Source organism: Paraliobacillus sp. PM-2, from assembly GCF_001368815.1.
Classification (GTDB): domain Bacteria; phylum Bacillota; class Bacilli; order Bacillales; family Amphibacillaceae; genus Paraliobacillus.
On sequence record NZ_CTEI01000001.1, the window covers coordinates 545,991 to 568,633 of the forward strand.

Below are 22,643 nucleotides of genomic sequence, written 5' to 3' on the forward strand. Positions count from 1 at the left end.
GGAACGAACATGTCATTAAAACACGTCATTGAAATGTATGATGTAATGGATGATCTAGCTGTAACAGGAGAAAAAGTGAAGAACTATTTAAGAAAAATCAGTGCTAATGGCGAAATTCAGGTACAAACCATTGAAGGAAACAACGGGAAAACTGATTTTGTGAAAGTCGTCATTCCGGGGAAACAAGGTAAGTCTAATGGAGGAGATGCACCAACATTAGGGATTATCGGCCGTTTAGGTGGAATTGGCGCTCGTCCTGAAATGATCGGATATGTTTCGGATGGAGATGGTGCACTAGCTAGTATGTCAGCTGCAGCGAAATTGTTGGATATGACCAATAAAGGGGATCGATTAGATGGTGATGTGATTTTGACTACACATATTTGTCCAGATGCCCCTACCCAACCACATGAACCAGTACCTTTTATGAATTCACCGGTAGATATTTTGACAATGAACGATTATGAAGTGGTTGATGAGATGGATGCCATTCTATCGATTGATACGACAAAAGGCAATCAAATTATTAACCACCGCGGGTTTGCGATTACACCAACTGTTAAAGAGGGCTATATTCTAAAAGTGAGTGATGATTTGCTACATGTGTATACACAATCCGTTGGTAAGTTGCCAGTGACGATGCCAATTACAACCCAAGATATTACGCCTTATGGGAATGATGTCTATCATGTGAACAGTATTTTACAGCCTTCTGTTGCAACGGATAAACCAGTTGTAGGGGTTGCAGTTACAACGGAAACAGCAGTTGCCGGATGTGGGACAGGAGCAAGTCGAGTGACAGACATTGAAGAAGCGGTACGTTACTGTATTGAAGTAGCGAAACTGTTTGGCCAATCAAAATGTGACTTTTATGATAAAAAAGAATTCGCACATCTCGAGGCACTTTACGGTAAGTTAACACACTTGCAAAAACTAGAAAAGTAAGGACGGTGTTCATGGTATGACAAATAAGCAAGCACTAAAAGATCGGTTAATTCAAGAGGTAGAAGATCGCAAAGACGAATTGCTAGCGTTGTGTAGTCAATTGATTCAAATTCCAAGTGAGAATCCACCAGGAGATTCAACCGAAATCACCACATTTATTGATACCTTTTTAAAAGACGCAGGCGCGGATACAACATGGTATGAAGCGACCGATAAAATGTATAATTTGATTTCAACGATTGGCAACGAGGAAGGTGGCAAACATTTAGTATATTGTGGCCATTCGGATGTTGTGCCGACAGGAGATCTTTCTAAATGGGAATTCAATCCTACCTCAGGTGAAATGGTTGATGGCTGGTTGCTTGGTAGAGGGGCAAGTGATATGAAAGCCGGCTTAGGCGGCATCATGTTTACATTTGCACTGTTAAAAAAATTAAACATTGCGTTACCAGGGCAGTTGACGTTAGCTGTTGTACCAGATGAAGAAACGGGCGGAGCGTATGGTGTTCCATGGTTGCTAGATCGGAAGCTTATTGGTGGAGATGGCTGTTTAATTCCAGAACCTTCTTCACGTTTTAACCCAACGATTGCCCAAAAGGGGTCTTATTGGTTTAAACTGAAAGTATTCGGAGAACCTGGGCATGGTAGTTTATCACCATTAGCTGGTAATAATGCGATTATTAATATGATGGAAGCCATTAATCAGGTTCGTACCTTATGGGATGTAGAAATAGAAATTCCTGATGAGGTGAAGCCTCTAATCGAAAAATCGAAGAAATATTTGCGTGAAGTAGAAACAGATCGTGAGCGGTTCCAACCTGTGATGGATCATATCACCGTTAATATTGGGAAAATTGAAGGTGGCACCAAGTCGAATATGATTCCTGAAAACTGTGAAGTCGAAGTGGATTGTAGACTTCCATTTGGTATTACACAAGATGAAGTCACCGCATTGCTACATAAGAAGCTAGATGCATTAGGCATTGATTATGAAATCAGCCGATTTGGTTTCCGTAGTGATGCAAACTACACCAGTGCAGCAGATCCTGTCTGTGAAGCAATTGTGGATAATATTACGTATGTAACCGGTCATGAAGCATATGGTGTGTCACAATGGGCTAGTAGTGATGCAAGACACTTCAGACAGCATAACATTCCCGTACTTCAATATGGTCCAGCTTATTTACCAAGTATCCATGGGTATAACGAGAAGGTAAAAGTAGAAGACATTATCACGTGTTGTAAGGTGTACATTGCAGCAGTTGTTGATTATTTATATGAGTAATAGATGAATTGATTTTTAATGGTGCATCGATTAGTATTTATTAATAGATGCACCATTAATTGGGAAGAAGGGGGTAATACAACGGATGTTAAAAACCTTAAGCCTCTCTTTGGAAGTCTTAAAAATGTTTACCAAAGACAAGCCAACATGGGGAGGAAGAGAATTAGCAACAGCACTCAATCAAAATCATACAAAAATTTATCGGATTTTAGAAACACTCGAGGGTCATGATTTTTTGACTAAAGACACGGAAACGAAAAAATATGCTTTAGGTATTGCCATTTGGGAATTAGGAAATACCGTAGCAAACAACTTTCATATAAATGAATTGGTTCAACCCATTTTAGAAAAATTAAGTGAAAACACCAATGAATCAGCCTTTTTAACGGTCCTTGATGGGGAAGAAGGACTAACATTTGCGGCGGTAGAAGCAAGTACAACGGTCCGTTTCTCTGTATCCGTTGGAAGTCGAACCCCCTTGCATGCCGGTGCCTCGTATCGTTCGATATTAGCCTATATGTCGCCAACATTTATCGATAACTATTTAACGAAAGCAATTACGAAATATACCGATAAAACTATGGTCGACCCGCAAATGATTCAAGAAGATTTGATGAAAATTAAACAACAAGGATATGCGGTGAGTGAAGGAGAATATACAGAAGATGTTATAGCCGTTGCCATTCCCATTTTTCATAAAGAGACGGTAATTGGCTCCATCACGATATCAGGACCGAAATATCGGATTCAAGCGGAAGACATAGAAGTATTTATTAAAGAATTAACCCAGGCCAGAGAGGAATTACATGCTTCGGTACCTGTCACCACCCAGCTTTTGTCCAATGAGCAGTGTATGAATAGGTGATATTTTGGCAGGTGCTGGAGGTCGGTACCTGTCATCACCCGAGTTTTGTCGAATGGGTGCTGGCGGGGGTGGTGAATGCTATTAACATTGATACTTGTTTCAAACATTTCCATAAGGTTGTCAGCGGCACCTTGATTGTAAAGATCAGTCGAGATATAGCTATAAATTTCATTTAAATCTTCAGCTGCTTTTGGTGTGATTTTTATTGAATATTTATTTTCTTCCATGTTTCTTATTTAGATCCCTAAAGACCTGTTCTCCATCTAGAAGTTCTTCCCCATTTTTAATTTGCCCTTCTGCTTCATTTAGCTTTTGATATAACTCCAACTTAGCCAAAGACTTCTCATAGATTTCTGTTGTATTTCTTACATCCTTTATCGGACGAATTTCAGGCATAAAAAACATCTCCTCACTTTATTATGATGTATTAATTATATCATGATGATTAGGTTTCCCTGTCACCACCCGAGTTTTGATTGATGCATACTCCCCACCGCATGTATCAATCAAAGTTGTATATTTATATAAGTGCTAGCACTATCAGCATTTCATCAAATGAATTAAATATAAATTAATTAACTTTTCAAGGAAAAAAAGATACTTGCACATTATTTAAAGATTCGGGTTACCAAACAGGATATATTGGTAAATGGCACCTTGCTGGAGAAGAACCTGTAACAGAACCGAATCGTGGTGGATATGATTATTGGCTTGGATCTGAGCTACTTGAATTCTCATCAGATGCATATGATACAGTACTTTTTAATAACGAAAATGAAGAAGTAAAACTCCCTGGTTATCGCGTAGATGCAATGACAGATGCCGCAATTAGATATATTGATAAGAATAAGGAAAATCAGTTTTTTATGTTTTTATCGTTTTTAGAGCCACATCATCAAAATCATACAGATAATTATCCAGCTCCAAATATATATAGGGATAAATTTGTCGGCAGTTGGACACCGCCTGATTTAGAATCATTAGATGGTACTGCACCTCAACATCTTCCAGGATACTATGGCATGGTGAAGCGTTTGGATGATGCGCTTGGAAGAATTATGGATACACTTGAAAGTTTGCATCTTGATAAAAATACTATCGTACTTTTCACCTCTGACCACGGGAACCATTTTAAAACTAGAAATGGAGAATATAAAAGATCGCCACATGATAGTTCGATCCGTGTACCTACTGCATTTTACGGTTCCATCTTTCATGGTGGTGGGACGATTGATAAATTAGTTAGTTTAGTAGATTTACCTCCAACATTACTTGATGCCTGTGGGATTGCAGTTCCTAAAGAAATGGAAGGAAATTCAATCGTGCCGCTTGTACAAAGGAAAGAGAAAGAATGGCCAGAAGATATTTTTGTTCAAATTAGTGAGTCGCAGATTGGACGCGCAATACGAACGGATCGTTGGAAATATGCAGTTTATGCTAAAGATAAAGATGGTACAGAAGCACCGAGTTCAGACACATATGAAGAATTGTATTTATACGATCTACATGCCGATCCATATGAATTAACAAATTTAGTAGGAATAAATGCTTATCGTTCGATTGCTGATCAATTAAAGGATAGGATGCTTAAATATATTGAAAATATCGAGGGTGAATATCCAGTGATTCATAATGCCCCACCACGTGAATCCGGCCAACGAAGAGCTACAAAGCAAGAAATTTTTGAGGATCACTGGAAAGAGTAAGTAGTGGTGCATGTGGTCAATCCCCAATTTTTCGGACACTAAAAACTTCGACAAATCGAAGTTTAATAGGCTTCATAACCCTTTGACGCTAAATTAACTAAATTTATTTTATATTTTGAGTTAAATATGCTTATAATGTATAATTAGATAAAAAAAAAGGGTAGAAGGTGTTAAATTGGTAAAGAGAGGTATATCTAAACTTCCAATCAGTGTAAAAATAGACGAAGCTTTACAAATATTAGAGATCTTATCACAAGTAAATCATAAAATAGGCCGACTTGAGGAAAAATTTAATCACTCCATTGTAAGTGAAGCCCTTGTTCAAATCTTATCATTGAGTGAATCGGTTGAATCAACAAGAATTGAAGGCACGCAGGTTACCTTTACGGATATGGTGGAAGAACAAAATGATCATAAACCACGTTGGGAAATTAAAGAGGTCGATAATTATCAACGTGCTCTTCAAGAAGGATATGAGCGAATTAGAAATGGTTATCCGATATCTTCTAGATTGATAAAGGAATTACATGAAATTCTGATGCAAGATGCGCGGGGTTCAACGCAATCTTCTGGAGCATACAGAAAAGTTCAAAACTTTATAGGACCAACTAATCGAATAGAGGATGCAACATATATTCCTGTTTCAGCAGAAAAGATTGATGAGTTCATGGAGAATTTGGAGTATTTTATTAATCATCATCCGTATAATGAAAAATTATCTACCAGTCATATAACCGAAAAAGGGTATATATTTAATGAAGATGCGAATCCATTTATAAAGACAGCAATTATGCACGCTCAGTTTGAATCCATCCATCCATTCTTAGACGGAAACGGTCGTCTTGGTCGCATTTTGATTGTGCTATCTTTGATGGAATCAAAGGTTATTACCCAACCGATCTTTTTTGTAAGTGAAGAATTGGAGAAAGAACGTGCAAGATATTATGATATGTTAAATGGAGTGAGAGGAGACGTACCTAAATGGGGAGACTGGATTTTATTTTTTATTAATGCTTGTAATAGAATGGCTGAACGAATTAATAGAAAGCTGGAGCATGCTGAAACCTTAGCTAAGAAAGGGTTATCACTTTGTGAATTGAGCTCAGAAAGAAAGGTTTGGTTGTATACATTTTCTGATCCATTTACCAATGCTAAAAAGGTTTCTGAAAAACTTGATATTTCTGCTAATACCGCTAGAAAAGCTTTACATTCTTTGGTCGAAAAGAAGTTATTATTTACGGATTCAGAAGTGAGACGAAATAAAAAGTACCGCAATTATGACTTGATGAGAATATTGAGGGATTAAAATGAGGATTCTGTCACCGCATAGTTTGCAGCTGATAACTACTGGGATTAAAAAGATGGCATGGCGGTTGAGGAAGAAAGGAAAACCTCGTAAGAAGTAATAGTGAATAGAAAAGGTGAAATAACCCACTGAGTTTAGCGTATCGTTTTTAATACAGCTACTTAGTGGGTTTTGTCGTTTATATCAGGCAAAGCATTCACACAAGAAATAATAGGTGATAGAACAACATCTATGATAGTAATTACCTCTCAAACAGGTGATGAGCAGACATATACGTTTACTTTTGAAAAATCTGTTGATATTCCTGAAAGAAGCTTAATTGCTCCATTACACGATGGATTCAATAAATAACGAAACTATAAAAGATGAAGCTGAAATGCTTAAGGTGCTTGGCAATTGTTACTGCCCAATTATTACCCGGGACGGAAAGGGTAAGTGGCATGTTCTTTTGAAATCCATCACAGCTGCATATAGCGTTTTTTATTTGAATTTTAATCCAAATTACTATTTTTAAAAAAATGATAAATTTTTTTCGACAAGTATTGACAAACTGTTGAAAACGCTTTAAAATTCTATTTGTATTAACTGGTTATAACATGTTACAACCTATAATGACAAGTTTGAAGGTGAAAAGGTATGGTTGATAAAAATAGCTCTGTTCCTTTGTATAGTCAACTTGTTGATCTGCTTATTAATGAGATCACAGAAAATTTAGAGCCAAATAGTAAGATGATGTCAGAAAGAGAAATATGTGAAAGATATGATTTAAGTAGGACGACTGTAAGATTGGCTCTAGGTGAATTAGAGAATTTAGGGTACATTTACAAGCAACATGGAAAAGGAACATTTGTATCAGAGGGTATTAGAGATAGAAAGAATTTATTAGAAAGTTATAGTTTTACAGATTACATGCGTCAGTTAAACAAAGAACCAAAGACAATGGTAGTTGCATTTGAAGAAGTACCCTTATATAGACATATTGCCCAGGTATTAGGGGTAAGAGAAGGGGAATTAGCCTACCGCATGGAAAGAATTAGATATGCAGATGACGTACCGATGATGTTTGAAGTTAGTTATATACCTGAATATCTATTTAAATCCTTGAGTATAGAAATGTTATATAAAAAGCCTTTATATGAGGTTTTTAGAGAGGACTATCGACAGGATGTGGCAGTTGCTGATGAAGAGTTTGCTGCTAGTATTATGACAGATAAAGAATCCAAGTTACTAGAAACGATGACAGACGCACTGTGTTTACGGATTCAACGAAAATCTTATAATAAGCAAAACATCATGATCGAATACACGGTAAGTGTTGCGAAAAATGATGAGTTTGTATATAGAGTTAGACATTCAAGATAAAAGAAAGTGGGGACATCTTATGATAGGAATAGTGATAAGTGGTCATGGTCAATTTGCTTCAGGAATTTATTCATCTATACAATTAATCGCAGGTGAACAACAAGAAATGAAAGCGGTTGACTTCAAAGAAGGAATGAATGTAGAGAGTTTAAAAAGCGCATTAAATCATGCGGTAGAAGAGGTAGAACAAGGTGATGGCGTGGTTATATTTACAGATATACCAGGAGGAACACCATTCAATCAATCAGTCATTCTATCGACAGAAAAGAATAACATTAAAGTCATTGCTGGGACAAATTTACCTGCGATCTTAGACGGTGTATTTAGTCGTAATAGTGGATTAGAAGCATTTACTAGTAAAGTGATCGAATCAGGTCAATCTGGTCTGCAAATGTATAAAACGAAGGAAAAACAAGAGACAGACGAAGAAAATGGAATTTAATAAGGAGGTTAACATGTATAACTTATCTGAAGAGAAATTAAAATCAATGGGTGCTTCGATCACAACAGCAGAAATTAAACAGCAGCCAGACTTATGGAAAGAAGCTTATGCACGTTATACCGAAAAAAAAGAAAGCATTAAAAACTATCTTAGTGAGATTGAAAGTAAACATGAAAGAATTCGCGTGATATTCACTGGTGCTGGTACTTCTGCTTATGTCGGAGATACGATTCTTCCTTATTTAAAGGAAAAAGGGAATGAGCATAAATGGGACTTCCTTAGTATTCCAACAACGACGTTAGTATCTAATCCGTATCAGTTTTTAAAAGAAGATATACCAACTATATTAGTATCGTTTGCTAGAAGTGGGAATAGCCCTGAAAGTGTAGCATCAGTGGAATTAGCTAAAGAAATTGTAACCGATTTTTATCAAATAACGATTACTTGTGCAGCGGATGGAAAGCTGGCAAGAAGTGTAGCAGGCGATGATAAAAATCTTTTACTATTAATGCCAGAAAAATCAAATGATCAAGGTTTTGCCATGACAGGAAGCTTCACTTGTATGACATTAACTGCTTTACTCGTATTCGATTCTTTAACCGATGGAGAAGAACAAGGTTTAGTAGACCTAATCAGTGATATGGGTGAAAGCGTTGTAAAAAGAGAAGCGGAAATTCAAGATATGATTGACTCACCGTTTAATAGAATCATTTATTTAGGGTCGGGAAGCTTGGAAGGCTTAACTAGAGAAGCACAATTAAAAGTATTAGAACTAACTGCTGGTAAAACAGCAACGAATTTTGATTCTTCCCTTGGATTCCGTCATGGACCAAAATCATTTGTTAATGAAGATACGGTAGCCTTTGTTTTCATTTCGAATAACAGCTATACACGAAAATACGACATGGATATGTTGAATGAATTAAGACAAGACGATACGGCAAGACGCATTTGTGCGATTTCCGTTGTCGGTGAAGCGAATGATCAAGGAGATTGCTTTACTTTTAAACAAAAAGCGCAGCATGTACCAGATGCTTATTTAGCACTTCCGTATGTCATGTTTGCACAAACGATTTCTTTATTAGCTTCAGTGAAAGTTGGTAATACACCAGACACACCATCACCTACTGGTACAGTTAATCGGGTTGTTAAAGGTGTAACGATTCATGAGTATCAAAAATAATGAAAGCAAAATAGCAATAAAACAATTAAATAAATTTAGAGGAGTGATTTGTAATGGGAACACCAAACATTTTGTTAACAAGAATTGATAATCGTTTAATACATGGACAAGTAGGAATGACATGGACCAACACGCTAGGTGCGAATCTAGTAGTTGTGGCAAATGATGAGGTTGCTGAGGATGATGTTCAACAAAATTTGATGGATATGGTTCTTCCAGACACCGCACAAAGTCGTTATTTCACAATAGAAAAAACGATTCGTATCATTGAAAAAGCAGCTCCACGCCAAAAAATTCTTTTGGTGGTGAGAACTCCACAGGATGCTTTAAGACTAGTGGAAGGAGGGGTGCCTATAAAAGAAATTAATGTAGGAAATATTCATTTTGCTGAAGGAAAGAAACAAATTTCACCAACCGTTTCACTAGATGAAAAGGACATTGAGACATTTAAGAAGTTAAATGAGCTAGGTGTTGAACTGGAAGTAAGAGGTATTCCAAATGAAAGCGGATTCGACTTAATGTCAAAAATTTAATGAGTCGTAGATTCGGCTAGTGAAAAGGTTAAAAAGCGAGGAGGATGAAACATGTTAATGGAGGCATTACTGATTGGTCTTTGGGCAGGTATTGCTGGGGTTGATCAGTTTAACGGTTTGACGCACTTACATCGACCAATTGTCGCAGGTGCTGTTATAGGTTTGATACTTGGTGACTTACAAACAGGTCTGATTGCAGGTGCTACATTAGAATTGGTTTGGGCAGGAATGGTACCGCTCGCAGGTGCGCAACCGCCAAACGTAGTTATAGGTGGGGTTATTGGTACTGCATTCGCGATTTTAGTTGGTGAATCACCTGAAACGGCTGTAGGTATTGCTGTTCCTTTTGCGGTAGCAGCACAAGCTATTATTACATTATTATTCACTGCTTATTCTCCGATTATGCATAAAATGGATACCTATGCATTAAAAGGGAATACGAGAGCAATAGATAAACTGAACTATTTAGGACCAATATTACTATTTATTTTCTTCTTCATTGTTTCCTTTTTACCTATTTATTTTGGGGCAGAAAAGGCAGCAGATGTTGTTGGTTTAATGCCAGAATGGTTAATCAACGGACTTACCGTTGCTGGTGGTATTATGCCAGCTGTTGGTTTCGCAATGTTAATGAAAATTATGTTTAAGTGGACTTACGCACCATTTTTCGCCATTGGTTTTGTTGCGGTAGCCTATTTGGAACTACCAATTTTAGCAGTAGCAATAATTGCGGTAGCTATTGCAGCTTATGATTTCTTCGTTAGTGGAGGAACTCCTAAAGCACAAACGGTTAATGAAGGGCCGGCAGATGAGGAGGATTATTCTGATGGGATCTAAAGAACAAGAGCTAATAAACAAAGAAGAATATATAAGAGATGATTACAATGATCCAACTGCTGAAAAAGTACTTACAAAGAAAGATTTAAATAAGATGGTCTGGCGTTCTCTATTTTTACAAGCTTCTTTTAACTATGAAAGAATGCAAGCTGGTGGCTGGTTATACAGTATCTTACCAGGTTTGAAAAAAATTCATAAAGACAAAGATGATCTTAAAGTTGCGATGCTAGATCATATGCAATTCTTTAATACGCATCCGTTTCTTATTACTTTTGTTCAATCTATCATTCTAGCAATGGAAGAAGGAAAAGAGAATAGAAGTGCGATTCGTGGTATTAAAGTAGCATTAATGGGTCCTTTAGGTGGTATCGGTGACGCTTTATTCTGGTTGACACTCCTTCCGATAACTGGTGGTATAGCCGCCTCGCTCGCCTCTGAAGGAAATATAATGGGTCCTATATTATTTTTACTCGCTTTTAACGCCGTACACTTTGGTTTGCGATTTTTCTTAATGCATTATGGATACAAGAAAGGTACCGATGCGATTAGTATGCTTAAAGAGGGAACACAAAAAATCTCTCGTGCCGCTTCCATTGTCGGTATAGCTGTTGTAGGTGCGTTAATTGCTTCTTATGTAAACTTCAAACTTGATTGGACGATACAAGCTGGGGAAATTCCAGTTAACATTCAAGAAGAAGTGTTAGATTCGATCATGCCAGCATTGCTTCCGCTATTGTACACGATCTTCTGTTTCTGGTTACTTAAAAAAGGAAGATCACCATTAACACTAATAGGTGTTACGGTAGTAGTCGGGCTTCTAGGTAGTTTAATCGGAATCTTATAATAAAAAAATCTATATAAGAAAGGATTTGACTCCCTTTCTTATATAGGTTTTAATCGTATACACATAAAGAAGAAAACATTTAAAGTTTACCAATCATGTATCTAAATGGTTTACAAACAAATGTAATGCTTTCTTGAATGCAATTTTTAGTACAGCATCTATTTAGCGTTAAAGCGACTTTCTAAAATAAAGATTGTCGCTTTTAACGTTGATATGATGATGAATAACGAAGAAAATAACAATAGGCACAATGATAATCATTCACTTTGACGATCAGTTTGTTTTGATTAAAGTGGAAAAAATTTAACAAACAGGAGCTGTTGACCATGCTAACATTATCAGAAAATAAATATAATGCTTTAAAACGCTTATCAGATGAAAAAGGGGTTATTGGTGCTTTAGCAATTGACCAAAGAGGTTCATTGAAAAAAATGATCAGTGAAGGTAGTGGGAAAGAGGATGATCAAGGCATCATTCGATTTAAAGAGTTAATTTCAGAAGAATTAACACCATATGCGACGTCTATTCTGTTAGACCCTGAATACGGGCTGCCAGCTAGTAAGGTTCGAGATCAAGATGCTGGTTTGTTGTTAGCGTACGAAAAAACAGGTTATGATGCGACACAACCTGGTCGTTTACCTGATTTATTAGAAGAATGGTCTGTTAGACGTATAAAGGAAGCGGGAGCAGATGCCGTTAAATTCTTATTGTATTATGATGTAGATGAAGATGAAGCAATCAATGAATTGAAGCATGTATATATGGAGCGTGTCGGTGCTGAATGTCTGGCAGAGGATATTCCTTTCTTCTTAGAAATTGTAAGCTATGATGCGACAAACAGTGATGCAAAAGGAAAAGCATTTGCTAAAGTTAAGCCACATAAGGTTAACAAAGCGATGGAAGAATTCTCAAAGCCTCAATATAATGTAGATGTTTTGAAAGTTGAAGTACCTGTTAACATGAATTATGTTGAAGGGTATGCTTCAGATGAAACAGAAGTGGTTTATACGAAACAAGAAGCAGCAAACTATTTTAAAGAACAGAGTCAAGCGACACACTTGCCTTTTATCTTCTTAAGTGCGGGAGTTAGTGCGCAATTGTTTCAAGATACGTTAACTTTTGCAGCCGAGGCTGGATCAACATTTAATGGTGTACTATGTGGGCGTGCTACATGGAAAAATAGTGTCACACCTTTTGCGACTGAAGGAGAAGAAACCGCACGTCAATGGCTTAAAGATACAGGAAGATCAAACATAGAAGAGTTAAATGTAGTAATCAATCAAACAGCAAAATCTTGGTATGATAAAGTAACAAGATAATAAACATGCCACATATTCGTAAGAACGAATCCAATCAGAACATTAGCCCAGACCTGTTAAAAGGTTTGGGCTTATTGATTCTTACATCATTTTTAATCATCGAGTGATTTCGTACCGATTGTTTTGATAAAAGCCTCTTTATTTCTTGGTACAAACGCTACCGTATTATCCAGCTCTATACCTACTTCTAGTGTTCGACCCAATACAAAACCACCTTTATAGGAAAATACTACCGTTTCGCACGTATTATTCCTCCGTTATTTGTATTGTTTATTAAACCATTTTTTGCTTTGCTGAGACAATTTATTCTAATTATAATTGGAATTTGTCTTTTATTAAAGAAATGGACTGTCATTGGAATCAGGACTCAAAACCCCCTTAATTTGGTAAAGGTAAACAATGGTAAGAACAAGGAACTATTTAGTGGGAGAAGTAGTTTAATAGGAACCCAATAATAAAAAATATTACTGCTATAATCGTTTGACATGAAACCGTTTTATAATTAAACTATATGCGAGGAGGGTGGTAGATTTCGGTTAAAAAAAAGAAAAAATTGAAATGTGTTCTTTAAAATGGGAAGGAAAAACAAAGACAAAGCTGTTTCGTCAATCTTAAAAATGTGAATGTATGCACAAAGATTTTATAGTAAGTAGTAAGCACATTACAACAGGAAAGCTTTCTATTCTATTAACAACAGCAAGGATATTAATTGGCAATATAGGAATGATATATCGCCATTCTTCTTAAACATCCCAGTATACATAGACAACATACCAATTGCTATAGCGTATTTACCTTCAGTTTCTTAGTAAACATTTTCATAGACAAGAAGAATAATAGAATACTAACTGAGCAATAGAAGATAATAGAATCAGAAAGAGAAGGACAACAAGTAAAAATAGAAAATTATCTTAAAAACAAGTGGAATAAGGTCGCTTGTGCAAAAAGATAGTTTATGCGTTGTGCCTATGATCTATATTTATATTGAGATTAAAGTACACTCAGAAGGAAGGTAAAAAATGTGGGGAAAATAAAAAGAATAGTTATCTGGTTATTAATTGTTTTTTTAGTGGCAGGTAATGGATATGTAAAACCTACTGTTAGCGCAGCGGAAGGGGATTATTCTATTAGTTCACCTGAAACGTTTATCTATAAAACTGATATAAGTGATAATAAACGTCGTCAATTATTTAATGATAATTGGAAGTTTTATTATGGGGAACAAAGTAATGCGCAGTTGAATGCGTATGATGATTCAAGCTGGGATGATGTGCAATTGCCACATGATTACAGTGCAGATCTGCCATATACTAAAGCAGGTGAAGCAGAAAGTGGCTATAAGCTTGGTGGTATTGGTTGGTATCGTAAGTCATTCACTCTAAGTGAATCTATGAAAGACAAGCGCGTTGTTGTTGAGTTTGGTGGCGTTTACATGAATGCGACCGTTTATATTAATGGACATAAATTGGGTGATCACCCAAATGGCTATACACCATTTGCGTACGATTTAACTGATCATATCAATTACAATGGAGAGAACGTAATTGCGGTTCGTGTGAATCATGAGTTTCCATCAAGCCGTTGGTATTCAGGAAGTGGTATTTACCGTAATGTGCATCTAACCATAACAGATGATGTGCATGTTGGGCATTATGGTGTGCAAGTATTAACACCAAATCTTGAAAATCAAGTAGGACAAGATGTAGATGTAGAAGTGAATGCGGAAATTAAGAATCAGTCAGCTGAAGCTGTTAATGCGGTTGTAAGACAAAGCATCCGTGAAAAAGGTTCAGAGGATCATATCGTGAGTGAGCAAAGTGATGTATTGCAAATTGATGCGAATAACGCTGTGTCATCGAATGTTGCTTTGCAAATAAATGACCCTACCCTTTGGTCTCTATCTAATCCATATTTATATGAAATTGTTACAGAGGTTTTAGTAGATGGTCAAGTGGTTGATGAATATGTAACAGACTATGGTTTCAGAACGTTTGAGTTTACAACAGATACAGGGTTTTATTTAAATGGAGAAGCCATTAAATTAAAGGGTGTAAGTATGCACTCTGATCAAGGTGCATTGGGTACAGAAGCGCATTACCGTGCAATGGAACGCCAAGTTGAAATCTTATTAGACATGGGTGTCAATGCAATCCGTGTGACACACAACCCTGCACCAGATGAACTAATTGAAATTGCAGATGAAAAAGGTATGCTTGTTATTGATGAATCATTCGATACATGGGTAGCCAGCAAAAATGGTAACTACAACGATTATGCGAAATGGTTTAATAAATCAGTTGGTGATAACCCATTATTAGGTGCAACTCCAGACATGACATGGGCAGAATTTGATACGAAAACCATGGTTCGCCGTGGAATTAATGCACCATCTATCATTAGCTGGTCAACAGGTAATGAAGTAATGGAAGGTAACAGTGGTCCGTATGGAGACTATCCAAATATTTTAGAAGATTTAGCAATTTGGGTCGGAGAAGTTGATCAAACGCGTCCAGCTACGATTGGTGATAATAAACTTAAAGCCAATTGGGATGTGTCTAAAGAGTTTGGTAACAGATTGACTGAACTTGGCGGTACAATTGGTTTTAACTATGCAAATGGTAGTCAATTTGACCAATATCATGCAAATTACCCAGAGTGGAAAATGTATGGCTCAGAGACAGCATCATCTGTCAACAGTCGTGGGGTTTACAAACCTTCTAACTACGATAGACACTTAACATCCTATGATGAATCAAAAGTAGGATGGGGTAAACTTTCAGCAGATTCATGGTATTCCATTATTACCCGTGACTTTATGGCGGGAGAATTTGTTTGGACTGGTTTTGACTATCTTGGAGAACCAACACCTTGGAATAACGTTGGTTCAGGTGCCACAGGTGCTTGGCCTTCACCAAAATCAAGTTATTTTGGTATTGTTGATACAGCAGGTCTTCCAAAGGATCGATTCTATTTCTATCAATCCCAATGGAATGATGATGTAAATACGCTTCATGTACTTCCAGCTTGGAAAGAAGATATGATTAATATTGATGAAAACGGTAATGTTCGTGTTGATGTATATAGTGATGCAAGTAGTGTTGAATTATTTTATAAAAATGAACAAGGTGAAGAAACATCACTTGGTAAGAAAACATTTACAAAATACACAACAGATGCAGGACATAGTTATCAGGTATATGAGGGTAGTGACAAAAAAGCGGAAGATTTCAGAAATCTTTATCTAACATGGGACGTTCCTTATGCAGATGGAACTGTTTATGCCAAGGCCTATGATGAAAATGGTAATGTTATTACGGATACAGAAGGCCGCGACAGTGTGACTACATTTAAAGAGGCATCGAATCTAAACCTTGAAGCGGATCGAGAATCGATTGTGGCTAATGATCGTGATTTGTCCTATATTACCATTGATGTTATCGATGAGAATGGTGATATCGTTGCGGATGCTTCAAATTTATTGCATGTAAGTGTAAGTGGTGAAGGGAAACTGATGGCACTTGATAATGGTGACCAGACGGATCATGAACCATATGACAGTGGCAAACGTAAAGCATTCAGCGGAAAACTCGTTGCTATTGTAAAATCCACTGATAATGCAGGAACAATGACAGTTAATGTGGAAGGCGAAGGGATCAAAAATCAAAGTATAACTATTACAACGACACCTGATCCTGAAGAGTCAACTGAAAAACATGTTATCGGATATACAATGCCTAAAAATTATTATGTAAAATTAGGTTACCAACCACAATTTGTATCAGAAACAAAGGTACTTTTTAGTGATGGAACAGAAGAAACACATCCAATTACATGGGATACGGAAGAAAACATGTTCGATGAACCTGGAACGGTTAACGTAGTTGGGCAAGTTGATAACCATGATCTTCGTGTTTTAGCTAATGTGACAGTTATTGAATCAGTTGGTGCGCTACTAAACTATTCTCTAGCGACTACGACAGGTGTTGATCATGTTAATTTACCTTCAAGTAGACCGCTTGTTTTAGAGGATGGTAAAGTACTACAAACTGAGTTCCCTGTAGATTGGGAAACGCAAGATGCTAACAACTATAAAGAACCAGGACTTGTAACCATTGAAGGAACGTCGACAGTGTTTGGGGAAACCATTCCTGTAACTGCGTCCGTTCGTGTGGATGATGCAGACGTTACTTTAGGTGATAATATAGCAGGTAATAACCTGACATTAACACAAGATATACCAAAAGAATTACAATCTGATAACTTGGAAGCCATTGTTGACGGTGATACAGGATTTGATACGGTTCAATCAGGGCCAAACAATTCTATTTGGACAAACTATGATATGGCTCAAACAGGGCAAAACAAAGCAGAAATTATTTTCACGTATGCAACGGCACAATATTTAGGATCTGCAGATTTATATTTCTATCAAGATTCTTGGGCTGCACGTTTACCTGAAAATGTAGAACTGTATTGGTCCAATGAGGGTACAGAGGATGCAACTTGGACAAAAATAGAAAACGTTAAAGAAACACGTGGAGAAACAACGGAAGGTACGCCAAATACGACAAAAATTAATTATCGTTTCAATGGTGTTCCAGCGGTTGCATTTAAGATCGTCTTAACAAGTGATCCTGGAACCAATAAAGCTGGCAAGCATTTAGCAGTTGGACTTTCAGAGGTAGAATTACGTGTTGAACACAGTTCGCTTAACGTAAATGCAGAAGCAACACTTGATAATTTACTACTCAATGGTAATAGTGTTTCAGCTAAAGAACTTGATGAAAAAGTGATTAACACAGCATATCAAAAAGCAGTGGTTGAGGCAGAAAGTGATAAAAACGTTGCAGTAACAGTACTGGAACCATACAAGAATGTGATTCGCATTCTTACTGAATCAGAAGATCACGAAACGAGAGAAAGCTATAGGGTTAATTTAGACCAACCTGCACCTGATATGGATTTACCAGCAGATGATGGTTCTAGAGACTACCCATATGGAAAGACTACGGCAACTGCAGGAGCTTACCACCAGAATCACCCAACAGAAGGTGACCCTAATTTTGCTGTAGATAATGACACATCAACTATATTCCATACGCCATGGGGTGGTACAGATAAGTCAAACTTCTGGATTACTTTGGAAATGGATGGAGTAACAAAGATTGATGCACTCCGTTACTTATCTCGTAGTGGTAATTCGAATGGTATGGTAAATGAGTATAAAGTGGAAACTTCTTTAGATAATGAAACATGGGAAGAAGTAGCCGTTGGTAATTGGTCAAATGAGGCAAACACATGGTCTATAGCGTCATTTAGCGAACCAGTGGAAGCTAAGTTCGTACGCCTTACAGCCCTATCATCTTATGGTGATGGAGGTCAAGCTGATCGATTTATGACAGCAAAAGAAATTAGACTTCGTGAAGCCCCACCTGCAAAAGAATCTTTAGAAGGTGCAGAAGTTGCCCTTGATCAAGAAGTATTTTCATATGATGGAGAAGCAAAGGCTCCTAAAGCAACCGTAACTTTAGACACTGTTGAACTAGAAGAAGGCATTGACTATCGTGTAGCATATGAAAATAACGTTGAGGCTGGTGAAGCTACAATCGCCATTACGGGTATTGTAGAATACGAAGGCACCATCAATGAAACATTTAACATTTTAGACAAAACCGAATTAGAATCGTTGATCACAGATGCGAACAAGATTGATCCAAACGATTACGCAGAAGAATTAGTAACAGCGTTAAATGAGGCAATTACTGCGGCAGAAGCAGCATTGGAAAATGCTACAACACAAGTGGAATTAGATGAAGCTTTAACTGACTTAGAAACAGCTATTGCGAATCTTGAAAAGGAACCAGAACTTGATAAGGCCGCATTGAATACTAAAGTAACGGAAGCTAAAGCGCTTGATGTATCAATCTATACAGAAGCATCCGTTAATGCTTTAAATGCAGCAATAACGGCAGCAGAAACAACAATAGAAGAAGCTACAACGCAAGCGGAATTGGATCAAGCTCTAACTGATTTAGAAACAGCTATTGGAAACCTAGAAGAAAAGTCAGAAGAACTTGATAAATCTGCATTAAACGTTAAGATAGCTGAAGCTAAAGCGCTTGATGAAGCGTTGTATACAGAAGACTCAGTAACAGCGTTAAATGAAGCGATTACTGCAGCAGAAACAGCATTAGAAGAAGCTACAACACAAGCAGAGTTGGACGAAGCTCTAACTGATTTAGAAACAGCTATCGGAAATCTAGAAGAAAAACCAGAAGAACTTGATAAAACAGCATTAAGCACTAAAGTAACTGAGGCTAAAGATCTTGATGAAGCGTTGTATACAGAAGACTCAGTAACAGCGTTAAATGAAGCAATTACAGCAGCAGAAGCAGCACTAGAAGAAGCTACAACGCAAGCGGAACTGGATCAAGCTCTAACTGATTTAGAAACAGCTATTGGAAACCTAGAAGAAAAGCCAGAAGAACTTGATAAATCCGCGTTGAATGCTAAAGTAACGGAAGCTAAAGATATTGATGAAGCGTTGTATACAGAAGACTCAGTAACAGCGTTAAATGAAGCGATTACTGCAGCAGAAACAGCACTAGAAGAAGCTACAACACAAGCGGAACTGGATCAAGCTCTAACTGATTTAGAAACAGCTATTGGAAACCTAGAAGAAAAGCCAGAAGAACTTGATAAATCCGCGTTGAATGCTAAAGTAACGGAAGCTAAAGATATTGATCTAGAGAAATATACAGAAGCATCCGTTCAGGCATTAAATGCAGCAATTGCAGCAGCAGAAACAGCAATGGATGAAGCTACAACGCAAGAAGAAGTAAACACAGCTGTTCAAGCGCTAGAAGCAGCAATCGATCAGTTAGTTGAAAAATCAGACGAAGTAGTAGTTGATAAATCTAGTTTGGAAGAAGCGATTACGCTTGCTGAGAAGAAAGACAAAGCTGATTATACTGCTGATACATGGAAACTATTCATGGAAGCACTAAAGGAAGGAAAAGCAGTCCTTCAAGATGAAGCAGCTTCACAGGAAGATGTAAATCAAGCAACTAATAACCTTGAGCAAGCAACTGAAGCGTTAGAAGAAGCATCTAGCGACTCGAATGAACTGCCTGACACCGCCACAGATAATTACAACCTTATCTTAGCAGGTTCACTGCTTATGGCATTTGGCACATTATGGCTTATAATTCGTAAACGAAAAAGAGAACAAGATGCTTAATAATTAAATATTGATTTTGATGGGACAGGGGGTCAGACCCACTGTCCCATTATTATGGTCTTTGAAAACCCCTGGCTATGCCGGGGGTTCCATAGAGCTTCCAGCGTGGGGACAAAAAAAGCCTCTCTTCATGATAAGATAAGGTTGGTTTCCCGACCACCAAATCTCATCAAAGAAGGAGGCATGTCCAATGCAGGACAAGAATAGTTTAGCACATACACAGTGGAGATGTAAGTATCATATTGTTTTTGCTCCAAAATATAGAAGGCAAATTATCTATGGAAAATATAAAAAAAGTATTGGAGAAATCGTAAGAGATCTTTGTGAAAGAAAAGGCGTTGAGATACACGAGGCAAATGCATGCAAAGATCACATTCATATGTTAGTAAGTATCCCACCAAAACTAAGTGTATCTCAGTTTATGGGATATCTAAAGGGAAAAAGTAGTTTAATGATTTTTGATCGTCACGCTAATTTAAAGTATAGATATGGTAACCGGAAATTTTGGTGTAGGGGCTACTTTGTAGATACAGTGGGCAGAAACAAAAATCAAATTCAAGAATATATTAGGAATCAGCTTAAAGAGGACTACGTAAGCGATCAATTAACTTTATTTGAAGAGTTTGATCCTTTCACTGGAGAGAAGAATAAAAAGAAAAGATAAGAGATTCTTTAGAATCAGTGAGTGAGTGTGGTGCAAAAGGGAAACCCGTTCAGCGGGCCTTTAAGGCCGAGGCCGGTAACAAAGGCTTCCAGCCGCAGAGCAAACCACCAGTTCACACTGGTGGTTTTGATTTAGTTATATTTCGGTTTGCCATTTTATCGTTGGGACATGGGGTCAGGGACACTGTCCCAACCCATGCTGTGTGTTTTCTGAGGTTGTCGTTTATTCATAATATAGGCATCAAATTTTAAGGAGGATTTATTATGAAGAAACCTAAAAATGATTTGTATTTAATTGAGGCAAAGGATTTAATATGTGGTGTCGATTTTGAAGTAGTTACCAATACACCTTATAACGGTGATGTAACAGTTCATTTTTATGAATTTGAAAATCACGAGATTGATACTGATTTGGCCACTATGTTAGGACTGGGTGTTGTGAAAAATTTGCATATAGTGGATGATTATTATATCTATAATGCTAGTAATGATCATGCTGATAATTTTGGTTTTATGAATGAAGTAACCAGGATTGCGATATATTACCAAATCACCCATCCTCATTATGATGATAAAGAACTGGAAGAATTTATTATAAACACAGAAAGGGGAAGGAAATATCTAAAAAAGCTACAGACTGTTGATTCCGATATGCCATTTCAGAAGCTAAAAGAAATTTATGATAGGAAAAAAGGAAATTTAGTTTTATTAGATAGGCAAATATAGATTGGGACAAGGGGTCTGACCCCCTGCCCCGTTATCGGTTTGCCATTTTATCGTTAAGCTGCAAATAGGAGAAATGGTTTGCGATCGACTCTATTAATATGGCTTTGTTATTGTTCATCGTTAATTTCAATTTTAGTTGTTTTCCGATGGCAATAAGTTCAGCCTTTTTATATTTTTTTAAAGCTTTCGTTATTTCTTGTCGATTCATTGTTTTCATCTTATCTATCGGTACAGAAATTTCTATTTCGGGCGAAGTTTTTTTCGGCTGATCAAGCGGATTAGGTTTCTGAGCAGACACTTTCTCTTTGATATCATCAAGCATATCCTCGATCTTCCAATTCTCATAGCATTTTAAAATACCTATTGTTTTTTCTAACTGTATAATTAATTTATTTACTTTCATGTTCCATTCGCACCTTTCATTCTATCTAATGATTCAGTGATTATTTTGCGAATGTGCTCGCTTTGTTTCGCAGCATTCTTAGATGATTTTTCAAAAGCGAAAACGGGATAGGCATGGGCGGATGCTTTTGAAATGCCATCACCTTGTGTGAGATATGAGTCAAATACTAGATTCGGAAAAGCGCTTTGTATTTTATTAAGTACAAGCATTTGTGTGTTTTTAGGTTGGCCTTTCGTTTCTATAATGCTATTAGTAATAATGCCTAGTAGTTTCGTTTTTATATAATTACTATCTTTCGAATAAAAAGTGTTGTTCAACTCTGTTACTTTATTCTTAATCGACATTAGTCCGTAAGAAGATAATGTATCAAGAATTGTAGGGATTAGATAGTAATCACTAGCATAGAGTGCATTTTGGGTTAAGAAATTCAAATTTGGAGGGCAATCAATTAAAATCAAATCATAATTGTTACGGAAGTTGTTTATTATCTTATTAAGCATTTGAAATTTGTAAATATCTGAGCCAACTAAATGTTTATCAAAATCAGTTCGTGTGTATGCTGCAATTTCCATGTCTGTATAAATGAGATCAGGGTGAGATGGAATAAGGTCGATATTTTCATATACTTGTTGATTATTTTTTCTTACCTGATGTTTAAGTATGTAATCCGCTGGTTTGATTGCTTCGGCTGGGTTGTTATAGAGAAATTGTTTAAATAAGCATTTAATTCCTTTGTTTTGTTCTTTTCCTTCACGAATAAACTGTTCAAACTTGTCTTCCATTAAACAAGAAACAGACAGGTTACATTGTGCATCCATATCAATGACCAATACTTTAGGTGGTGTTCGTTTATTAAAGTGTTTTTCTAATATACCTGGTTCTAAATGTTGTAATCCTGTAGCGATATGATGAGTAAAGGTGGTTTTTCCAACGCCTCCTTTCCAATTAATAATACTAATTACACGCGCTTTATTTGTCATTTCG

The 22,643-nt window shown here is 36.9% G+C and carries 18 protein-coding genes and 1 pseudogene; 16 read left to right on the forward strand and 3 right to left on the reverse strand.

What is annotated here, in order from left to right; all coding sequences use genetic code 11:
• Positions 1 to 9 precede the first annotated feature (9 nt).
• The 3 genes from BN1058_RS02485 to BN1058_RS02495 all read left to right on the forward strand — a co-directional run bounded on the left by BN1058_RS02485 (position 10) and on the right by BN1058_RS02495 (position 3,095).
• Positions 10 to 945: a DUF1177 domain-containing protein gene (locus tag BN1058_RS02485; protein WP_090852385.1), complete on the forward strand. Its 936-nt coding sequence runs from the start codon at positions 10 to 12 to the stop codon at positions 943 to 945.
• A 16-nt stretch (positions 946 to 961) separates the two neighbouring features.
• The gene (locus BN1058_RS02490) at positions 962 to 2,230 is read left to right on the forward strand and encodes a M20 family metallopeptidase (protein ID WP_090852388.1); all 1,269 of its coding nucleotides are present in this window, start codon (positions 962 to 964) and stop codon (positions 2,228 to 2,230) included.
• A gap of 85 nt (positions 2,231 to 2,315) precedes the next feature.
• Complete coding sequence (locus tag BN1058_RS02495; RefSeq protein ID WP_090852390.1) at positions 2,316 to 3,095, forward strand: IclR family transcriptional regulator; 780 nt, start codon at positions 2,316 to 2,318, stop codon at positions 3,093 to 3,095.
• Positions 3,096 to 3,308: 213 nt separating this feature from the next.
• Here BN1058_RS02495 and BN1058_RS02500 read toward each other — a convergent pair whose 3' ends face one another.
• Positions 3,309 to 3,491, reverse strand: a complete 183-nt coding sequence (locus BN1058_RS02500) for a hypothetical protein (RefSeq protein ID WP_090852391.1) — start codon at positions 3,489 to 3,491, stop codon at positions 3,309 to 3,311.
• Between the two features lie 221 nt (positions 3,492 to 3,712).
• Here BN1058_RS02500 and BN1058_RS14585 point away from each other — a divergent pair.
• From BN1058_RS14585 to BN1058_RS02565, 13 genes and pseudogenes are all read left to right on the forward strand, one after another.
• A pseudogene (locus BN1058_RS14585) lies at positions 3,713 to 4,801 on the forward strand (sulfatase-like hydrolase/transferase); the annotation flags it as partial.
• Positions 4,802 to 4,976: 175 nt separating this feature from the next.
• Positions 4,977 to 6,107, forward strand: a complete 1,131-nt coding sequence (locus BN1058_RS02510) for a Fic family protein (protein WP_090852397.1) — start codon at positions 4,977 to 4,979, stop codon at positions 6,105 to 6,107.
• A gap of 171 nt (positions 6,108 to 6,278) precedes the next feature.
• Positions 6,279 to 6,458, forward strand: a complete 180-nt coding sequence (locus BN1058_RS14140) for a hypothetical protein (protein WP_141652102.1) — start codon at positions 6,279 to 6,281, stop codon at positions 6,456 to 6,458.
• A 285-nt stretch (positions 6,459 to 6,743) separates the two neighbouring features.
• Complete coding sequence (locus BN1058_RS02515) at positions 6,744 to 7,469, forward strand: GntR family transcriptional regulator (RefSeq protein ID WP_090852400.1); 726 nt, start codon at positions 6,744 to 6,746, stop codon at positions 7,467 to 7,469.
• A gap of 19 nt (positions 7,470 to 7,488) precedes the next feature.
• Complete coding sequence (gene agaF, locus BN1058_RS02520) at positions 7,489 to 7,911, forward strand: PTS galactosamine/N-acetylgalactosamine transporter subunit IIA (protein WP_090855910.1); 423 nt, start codon at positions 7,489 to 7,491, stop codon at positions 7,909 to 7,911.
• Between the two features lie 13 nt (positions 7,912 to 7,924).
• Entirely contained in the window at positions 7,925 to 9,094 is a 1,170-nt protein-coding gene (locus BN1058_RS02525) for an SIS domain-containing protein (protein WP_090852403.1), read from the forward strand.
• A gap of 53 nt (positions 9,095 to 9,147) precedes the next feature.
• Entirely contained in the window at positions 9,148 to 9,627 is a 480-nt protein-coding gene (agaV, locus tag BN1058_RS02530) for a PTS N-acetylgalactosamine transporter subunit IIB (RefSeq protein ID WP_090852406.1), read from the forward strand.
• Between the two features lie 51 nt (positions 9,628 to 9,678).
• Positions 9,679 to 10,464 carry a PTS N-acetylgalactosamine transporter subunit IIC gene (agaW, locus tag BN1058_RS02535; RefSeq protein WP_090852409.1) on the forward strand — a complete coding sequence of 262 codons (786 nt, stop codon included), beginning with the start codon at positions 9,679 to 9,681 and terminating at the stop codon, positions 10,462 to 10,464.
• Positions 10,454 to 11,308 (forward strand): PTS system mannose/fructose/sorbose family transporter subunit IID, encoded by an 855-nt coding sequence (locus BN1058_RS02540; protein ID WP_090852411.1) that lies wholly within the window; start codon positions 10,454 to 10,456, stop codon positions 11,306 to 11,308. Before agaW ends, BN1058_RS02540 begins: the two co-directional genes overlap by 11 nt.
• A gap of 326 nt (positions 11,309 to 11,634) precedes the next feature.
• The gene (gene lacD / locus BN1058_RS02545) at positions 11,635 to 12,627 is read left to right on the forward strand and encodes a tagatose-bisphosphate aldolase (protein WP_090852416.1); all 993 of its coding nucleotides are present in this window, start codon (positions 11,635 to 11,637) and stop codon (positions 12,625 to 12,627) included.
• A gap of 1,021 nt (positions 12,628 to 13,648) precedes the next feature.
• Positions 13,649 to 19,867, forward strand: a complete 6,219-nt coding sequence (locus tag BN1058_RS02550; RefSeq protein ID WP_090852418.1) for a discoidin domain-containing protein — start codon at positions 13,649 to 13,651, stop codon at positions 19,865 to 19,867.
• A gap of 190 nt (positions 19,868 to 20,057) precedes the next feature.
• Positions 20,058 to 20,531 (forward strand): IS200/IS605 family transposase, encoded by a 474-nt coding sequence (tnpA, locus tag BN1058_RS02555; protein WP_090852422.1) that lies wholly within the window; start codon positions 20,058 to 20,060, stop codon positions 20,529 to 20,531.
• Between the two features lie 263 nt (positions 20,532 to 20,794).
• A complete protein-coding gene (locus tag BN1058_RS02565) occupies positions 20,795 to 21,256 on the forward strand; it encodes a hypothetical protein (protein WP_090852428.1) in 462 nt (153 codons plus the stop codon).
• A 31-nt stretch (positions 21,257 to 21,287) separates the two neighbouring features.
• Here the strand turns inward: BN1058_RS02565 and BN1058_RS02570 are convergent, their stop codons facing one another.
• Both BN1058_RS02570 and BN1058_RS02575 read right to left on the reverse strand, forming a co-directional pair.
• Entirely contained in the window at positions 21,288 to 21,659 is a 372-nt protein-coding gene (locus BN1058_RS02570) for a hypothetical protein (RefSeq protein ID WP_090852432.1), read from the reverse strand.
• On the reverse strand, positions 21,656 to 22,639 hold the full coding sequence (locus BN1058_RS02575) for a ParA family protein (RefSeq protein ID WP_090852433.1): 984 nt from the start codon (positions 22,637 to 22,639) through the stop codon (positions 21,656 to 21,658). The genes BN1058_RS02570 and BN1058_RS02575 overlap by 4 nt, the downstream gene beginning before the upstream one ends.
• Positions 22,640 to 22,643: the final 4 nt, after the last annotated feature.